The organism is Streptomyces sp. P5F9 (assembly GCF_057961495.1).
Window position 1 is genome coordinate 1 of the sequence record NZ_JBXVPZ010000476.1, and the last position, 7214, is coordinate 7214.

7 protein-coding genes are annotated in these 7214 nt (G+C 71.5%); 5 read left to right on the forward strand and 2 right to left on the reverse strand.

All coding sequences use genetic code 11. The annotated features are described in order from the left end of the window. The coding region (locus AC31A1_RS42895) for an alpha/beta fold hydrolase (protein WP_489658501.1) at positions 1-1141 on the reverse strand (1141 nt) is incomplete at its 3' end. Between the two features lie 198 nt (positions 1142-1339). Here AC31A1_RS42895 and AC31A1_RS42900 point away from each other — a divergent pair. The 4 genes from AC31A1_RS42900 to AC31A1_RS42915 all read left to right on the forward strand — a co-directional run bounded on the left by AC31A1_RS42900 (position 1340) and on the right by AC31A1_RS42915 (position 3227). After that, positions 1340-1525 carry a hypothetical protein gene (locus AC31A1_RS42900; RefSeq protein WP_489658502.1) on the forward strand — a complete coding sequence of 62 codons (186 nt, stop codon included), beginning with the start codon at positions 1340-1342 and terminating at the stop codon, positions 1523-1525. Positions 1526-1760: 235 nt separating this feature from the next. Then, a complete protein-coding gene (locus AC31A1_RS42905; protein WP_329256939.1) occupies positions 1761-2405 on the forward strand; it encodes a TetR/AcrR family transcriptional regulator in 645 nt (214 codons plus the stop codon). A gap of 134 nt (positions 2406-2539) precedes the next feature. Then, positions 2540-2767: a DUF3107 domain-containing protein gene (locus AC31A1_RS42910; protein ID WP_019072095.1), complete on the forward strand. Its 228-nt coding sequence runs from the start codon at positions 2540-2542 to the stop codon at positions 2765-2767. Between the two features lie 190 nt (positions 2768-2957). Then, positions 2958-3227: a hypothetical protein gene (locus AC31A1_RS42915; protein WP_327407088.1), complete on the forward strand. Its 270-nt coding sequence runs from the start codon at positions 2958-2960 to the stop codon at positions 3225-3227. 21 nt (positions 3228-3248) lie between these two features. On the opposite strand, the gene AC31A1_RS42920 is transcribed toward AC31A1_RS42915, so the two are convergent. Then, positions 3249-3986 carry a ferritin-like fold-containing protein gene (locus tag AC31A1_RS42920; RefSeq protein ID WP_489658503.1) on the reverse strand — a complete coding sequence of 246 codons (738 nt, stop codon included), beginning with the start codon at positions 3984-3986 and terminating at the stop codon, positions 3249-3251. Between the two features lie 480 nt (positions 3987-4466). On the opposite strand from AC31A1_RS42920, the gene AC31A1_RS42925 reads away from it, so the two are divergent. Then, positions 4467-7109: a DEAD/DEAH box helicase gene (locus AC31A1_RS42925; RefSeq protein WP_489658504.1), complete on the forward strand. Its 2643-nt coding sequence runs from the start codon at positions 4467-4469 to the stop codon at positions 7107-7109. Positions 7110-7214: the final 105 nt, after the last annotated feature.

The window sequence follows — 7214 nt, forward strand, 5'->3', positions numbered from 1 at the left end:
CTCCCGCACCGCCGGCATCACTCACCGTACTCACCGAACCGCCGCCCCGGGACCCCCGCGCACCGCCCCCGCCACCTCGGCCGAAACCATCCGCTTCAACAGCACGACGTCCCCGCACGGCACCGGTGTCCGCAGCGCTGTCGGCACCGGCTCCCGCCGGCTTCCCCACCTCGCCGAACTCTCCCAACTCCCCGGTATCCGCGAGGAATTCACGGAACGCCGCCGCCACCGTCTCCGGGTACTCCATCATCGCGACGTGCCCCGCGTCCGGCAGGGACAACAGGCGGGAGTCGCGGAAGGTGCGGGCCGCGCGCTGGGCCATGCGGTAGCCGACCAGTTGGTCGCGGCCGCCGTAGACGAGGAGGGTGGGGGCGAGGACGCGTTCGGCCTGGCGCCAGAGGCCGTGTTGGCCGCCCAGGGTGTACGCGTTCACGATGCCGCGCGAGGAACGGGCCATCGCGTCCCAGAAGTACGGCAGTTGGAGTCGTCGCTCCAGCTCCTCGACCGCGTAGCGGAACGCCTCCGGTGTCACGTTGCCGGGATCGCCGTAGCAGAGGCCGAGGACGCCGCGGACGCGCTGTTCGGCCGTCCAGTCCCTGCTGATGCGGGTGAACAGGGACGCGACCCCCGGCAGGCCAAGCAGCGCCGTCGGCACCGCCGAGCGCTGGATGCGGATCTCCGGCAGGGCCGGGGAGATCAGCGTGAGCGTGCGGACGAGGTCCGGGCGCACCGCGGCGACGCGGGTCGTGATCGCGCCGCCCAGTGAGTTGCCGAAGAGGTGCACCGGGCCGCGCCCGGCCGCGTCGAGGTAACGGATGACCGCGCGCGCGTGCCCCGTGACGGAGTAGTCGCCGTCGTCCGGTGGCGGGGAGTCGCCGAAGCCCGGCAGGTCCAGGGCCTCGCTGTCGGCCAGGCCGTCGAGCTCGGCCATGAGCTGCGACCAGTTCTGCGAGGAACCGCCCAGCCCGTGGACGAACAGCGCGGGCGGCAGTCCTTCGCGCACCGCCGCTCTCGACCGCACCGTCAGGGTGATCCCCGGCAGCCCGACCGACCTGAGCCGCTCCCCCTCGCCGACCCTGACGGGCGCCACCTTGGGGAGCACACTGGCGGCCGACACGGAAGGCAGCTCTGTCGAAGACATGCGGCAATGTTACGAGACGATCACGCAGTGGCTCATGTGTTCGCCGTCACAACCCCTGTGCCAGCCCTACGACAGCCGTACGGCGTCCGCCATGGCACCCCTGCCCGGTGTCTCCTAGGCTCGTAAACAGGGCACCCGTATCGACAAGCGCACGACGGACGCCGTAAAGCGCACGACGTACCAGGAAGGGAGCCCGCCATGACCGTCGATCCCAGCGACCCCGAGACGTTCGAGGACGAGAGCGACACCCCGTTCGACGCCGAAGCCCCCGAGGACGACACCACCGACGAACAACCGGCCGACGTCGACCCGGCCAAGGCCAACGAGGCCGATGTCGTCGAACAAGCCCGCGTGGTCCCCCTCGACGAAGACGACTATCGGTGACACGACCGAGCCCTCAAGTACATCGACAAGTACATCGACCGAGCCCCTTCAGTAAGAAGAAGCCACTTACCTCCGGCCGCCTGCGACCTCTACATCCCCTTCTAGGAGCATTCGCACGGCTTTCACCAACGTCCGGTACGTGAAATTCTGCGCTCGCACCGCGCACACCACGGTTACCGAAAAGTACGATGGCGGCGCGGCGCTCACCGCATGAGGACGACATTTGGGAGGCGGCGTGACAGCCATCGAGCAGACAGAGGCGGCGCGCCCGCGGGGCACCCGCCTGCCGCGCCGTGCCCGACGGAACCAGCTGCTGGGCGCCGCCCAGGAGGTCTTCGTCGCGCAGGGCTACCACGCGGCCGCGATGGACGACATCGCCGAGCGCGCCGGCGTCAGCAAGCCGGTGCTCTACCAGCACTTCCCGGGCAAGCTCGACCTCTACCTCGCCCTCCTCGACCAGCACTGCGAGTCGCTGATCCAGGCGGTGCGCACCGCGCTCGCGTCGACGTCGGACAACAAGCAGCGCGTCCGGGCGACCATGGACGCGTACTTCGCCTACGTCGAGGACGACGGCGGCGCCTTCCGGCTGGTCTTCGAGTCGGACCTGACGAACGAGCCCGCCGTGCGCGAACGCGTCGACAAGGTGACGAACGAGTGCGCCGAGGCGATCTGCGACGTCATCGCCGAGGACACCGGCCTCTCCCGGGCCGAGTCGATGCTGCTGGCCTCGGGTCTGGGCGGTCTCGCCCAGGTCGTCGCCCGCTCCTGGCTGCACAGCGACCGCAGCGTCCCGCGTGACCAGGCGGTCCAGCTGCTGGCCTCGCTGGCATGGCGCGGCATCGCCGGTTTCCCGTTGCACGGGAGCGAACAGCACCACTGACGGCCGTTTGTTCCCATGGGCTGTTCGCTCTTGGCGTTCCGGCGCGGAACATCTACGTCCCCTCGCCGGGCTAATGTGTGCTGCGTACGGCGCGGAAGATCGCGCACTTTGCTGACCGTCGGAGGGACATAGCCGTGGAGGTCAAGATCGGCGTGCTGCACACGCCTCGCGAGATCGTTCTGGAGACCGGTCAGAGCGCGGAAGAGGTCGAGCAGGCCGTGGCCGAGGCGCTGACCGGGAAGGCTCCGCTGCTGAGCCTCGTGGACGAGCACGGCCGCAAGGTCCTCGTCCCCGCCGACCGGCTCGCCTATGTCGAGCTCGGCGAGGCGGCCCCGCGCAAGGTGGGCTTCGGCGCGCTGTAGTCGCGAACGGACGAGGGGCCCGGTGACCGTGGAGGTCACCGGGCCCCTCGCGTTTCCGCCGCTGTTCTTATCTGCGTTTCCACCACAGATGGAGCACAAGTCACCCACAGGGGAGGATTGCATTCCGCAGGTCACGGGTATGACCGGCTACGACCGCACAACGACGCCGGCCGTGGGAGGGACCCCCGTGATGATCCTGGAAGCGCTCGGCTCCGCTGTGCTGGGTGTGCTGCTCGCGTGGGCCGCCACGCACCGGCTCGCACACCGTCTGCCGACCCGCCCCCTGGTGTTCTCCACGGGCGTCGCCGGAGCCCTTTTCGGTGACTTCGTCACCCACAGCGCGCTCGGCCCCGGCAGCGGACTGGCGAGCCTGCTCGGCGCGGCGGTCGTCTCGGCGGCCTCGCTCTCGCTGCTCCTTCGACCCTCACGACGGCTCCGGGGACGATCCGCCCCCGCCTAGCCGTACTGGCCCTGGTGGCGCTTAGGCAGCGAGCCCCAGGGCCGCCATCCGCTTGGTGTGCGCCTCCGTGATCCGGGAGAACATCCGGCCCACCTCCGCGAGGTCGAAGCCGTCCGCCACGCCGCCCACGAGCATCGTCGACAGTGCGTCGCGATCGGCGACCACCCGCTGGGACTGCGACAGCGCCTCGCCCATCAACCTCCGTGCCCACAGGGCGAGTCGGCCGCCCACGCGCGGGTCCGCGTCGATCGCCGCGCGTACCTTCTCCACGGCGAAGCTCGCGTGCCCGGTGTCGTCGAGGACGCCGAGCACCAGCAGGCGGGAGTCCTTGTCGAGGCGGGCGGCGACCTCGCGGTAGAAGTCGCTGGCGATCGAGTCGCCGACGTACGCCTTGACGAGGCCTTCCAGCCAGTCCGAGGGCGCCGTCTGCTTGTGGAAGCCGTCGAGGGCGGCGACGAACGGCTGCATCGCGTCGGTCGGCTCGGCCCCGATCTCGGTGAGCCGGTCCCTGAGCTGCTCGAAGTGGTGGAACTCGGCCGACGCCATCTTCGCCAGCTCCGCCTTGTCCGCGAGCGTCGGCGCCAGCTTGGCGTCCTCCGCGAGCCGCTCGAAGGCCGCCAGCTCGCCGTACGCGAGCGCGCCGAGCAGGTCCACGACCGCGTTGCGGTACTGCGGGTCGACGGAGGCCGTGGCCCAGTCCTGGGCGGCGACTCCGGTGGGTTCGGCGGGCGCGTCGGAGGCGTTGTCAGGGGTCGTCATGAAGCGCACAATAGCCCGCTCACAGCACGGCGGAAGTCCCTGGTCAATCAGTGTGACGACGACTACGTGACCAAATCGGCCAACGCATGTGCGCGATTCCGGGGTATGGTGGTAATGCGCCCGCCGAGTATTCGCCGGGCCGCACGAATGAGGATGCCCGGTCGGTGGCCCGATCGGCTCCGACCCGACAGCCCTCCTCGCCCGTACGTGACAGTGCGTACGTCGTTCGGAGGGGGACCCTCAGCGGTTCGAGCGCTAGAGCGTCGGCAGTGGTCCCGTGCAGTACGGCTTGCCCTCACGGGTTGTCCGTAAGGCAGCCGACGTCCCCGGCACGGTCCTGACACGACCCCCGCGCTCGCCTCGCACCGCGCACACAGAAGAGGCAGCACCCTGACTACTTTCCGAGAGCTCGGAATCCTTCCCGAGACCGCTGAGGCCCTTGAGGCCGTCGGTATCGTCTCCCCCTTCCCGATCCAGGAGATGACGCTCCCCGTCGCCCTTTCCGGCACGGACGTCATCGGCCAGGCCAAGACCGGCACCGGCAAGACGCTGGGCTTCGGCCTCCCGCTCCTGGAGCGCGTGACCGTCCCCGCCGACGTCGAGGCCGGCCGCGCCAAGCCCGAGCAGCTGACCGACGCCCCGCAGGCGCTCGTCGTGGTCCCCACGCGCGAGCTGTGCACGCAGGTCACCAACGACCTGCTGACCGCGGGCAAGGTGCGCAACGTCCGCGTCCTCGCCATCTACGGCGGCCGGGCCTACGAGCCGCAGGTCGAGGCGCTCCGCAAGGGCGTCGACGTCGTCGTCGGCACCCCGGGCCGCCTGCTGGACCTCGCGGGCCAGAAGAAGCTCGACCTCAAGCACATCAGGTCGCTCGTCCTGGACGAGGCCGACGAGATGCTCGACCTGGGCTTCCTGCCCGACGTCGAGAAGATCATCAACTTCCTGCCGGCCCGCCGTCAGACGATGCTGTTCTCGGCGACCATGCCGGGCGCGGTCATCGGTCTCGCGCGCCGCTACATGTCGCAGCCCACGCACATCCGCGCCACCTCGCCGGACGACGAGGGCGCGACGGTCGCGAACACCAAGCAGTTCGTCTACCGCGCGCACAACATGGACAAGCCCGAGCTCGTCGCCCGCATCCTGCAGGCCGAGGGCCGTGGCCCGGTCATGGTCTTCTGCCGTACGAAGCGCACGGCGGCCGACCTCGCCGACCAGCTCCAGCAGCGCGGCTTCGCCTCCGGCGCGGTCCACGGCGACCTCGGCCAGGGCGCCCGCGAGCAGGCGCTGCGCGCGTTCCGCAACGGCAAGGTGGACGTGCTCGTCTGCACGGACGTCGCCGCCCGCGGTATCGACGTCGAGGGCGTCACGCACGTCATCAACTACCAGTCCCCCGAGGACGAGAAGACCTACCTGCACCGCATCGGCCGCACCGGCCGCGCGGGCGCCAAGGGCATCGCGGTCACCCTCGTCGACTGGGACGACATCCCGCGCTGGCAGCTCATCAACAAGGCGCTGGACCTGGGCTTCCCGAACCCGCCGGAGACGTACTCCACCTCCCCGCACTTCTTCGAGGAGATGAACATCCCCGCGGGCACCAAGGGTGTCCTGCCCCGCTCGGAGCGCACGCGCGCCGGGCTGGCCGCCGAGGAGGTCGAGGACCTCGGCGAGACCGGCGGTCGCGGCGGCCCGCGTGGCCGGGGCGGTCGCGATGGCGGTCGTGGCGGCCGAGACGGTGGCCGTGATGGCGGCAGGGGCGGTCGCGACAGCGGCCGTGACAACAGCCGCGACGAATCCCGTTCCGCCGACACCGAGCGCTCGGTGCGCACCCCGCGCCGCCGCCGTCGTACCCGCAACGGCGCCCCGATGGAAGGGACTTCGGCGGCTACGGCCGTGACGTCGTCCACTCCGCAGGAGACCGCGACGGCCGCCTCCGAGGACACCGCGACCCGCACTCCGCGCCGCCGTCGCCGCACGCGCAACGGAGCGGCGGGAGAGCAGCTGCCGGCCACGGCAGTCACCTCCACGCCCGCATCCGAGGTCGCGGAGAACGCCGTAGCCACGGCTGAGGGCCCGGCCCTGGACACCCCGACGACGACGTCTCGTCGCCGCCGTACGCGGAAGTCGGCGGAGCCGACGGCCGCCGCGGTCGAGGCCGAGGTCGTGACGCCGGTGGCCGAGGCCCCCGTCGCCGAGACTCCGGTCGAGGAGGCCAAGCCGCGTCGCCGGACCCGTAAGGCCGCGGAGCCGGTCGCCGCAACCCCCGCTGCTGCCGAACCCGCCGCCGTGGCCGCGGTCGACACGGCCGAGGCCGTCGAGGCCAAGCCGCGTCGGACCCGGGCGCGGAAGACCGCGGCTCCGGTCGAAGCGGTCGAGGTCGTCGACACGGTCGAGGCCGTCGAGGAGACCAAGCCGCGTCGCCGTACCGCGACCCGCAAGGCCGTCGCCGACATCCCCGCGCAGGTGGTCGAGGAGCAGGGCGGCGCCGTAGAGGCCGCGCCCCGGCGCCGTACCCGCAAGGTCGCGGAGCCGGTCGTGGAGGCCGTGGAGACGCCGGTCGTCGCCGAGGCCAAGCCGCGTCGGACCCGGAAGACCGCGGCTCCGGCCGAGGTCGTCGCCGTGGACACCGCCGAGGCCGTCGAGGCCAAGCCGCGTCGGGCTCGCAAGACGGCCGCTGCCGTTGCCGTCGAGGCACCGGCGGAGGTCGCCGAGGCCAAGCCGCGCCGCACTCGCAAGGCCGCCGTTGCCGCCGAGACCGCCGTGGACACGGTCGAAGCGGTCGAGAGCAAGCCGCGCCGGACCCGTAAGACGGCCGTTGCCGTCGAGGCACCGGCGGAGGTCGCCGAGGTCAAGCCGCGTCGGACCCGCAAGGCCGCGGTTGCCGCCGTGGACACGGCCGAGGCTGTCGAAGCCAAGCCGCGTCGGGCTCGCAAGACGGCCGCAGCAGCCGAGATCCCGGCCCAGGTGGCCGAGGAGGCGGAGGTCAAGCCGCGTCGTCGTACGACCCGCAAGGCCGCCGAGGCTCCGGTCGCCGTGGAGACGGCGGAGGCGCCCGAGGCGAAGCCGAGGGTGCGCCGGCCGCGCAAGACCGCGGCGACGGCTGCAGCGGAGGCCACCGAGGGCTGACCTACCCAGTAACGCCGATGGCCCGGCCCACTTCACGTGGGTCGGGCCATCGGCGTTCCACCAGCCCGTTAACCGCGGTTACACCCTCCCGTCCCCATCCCGCTC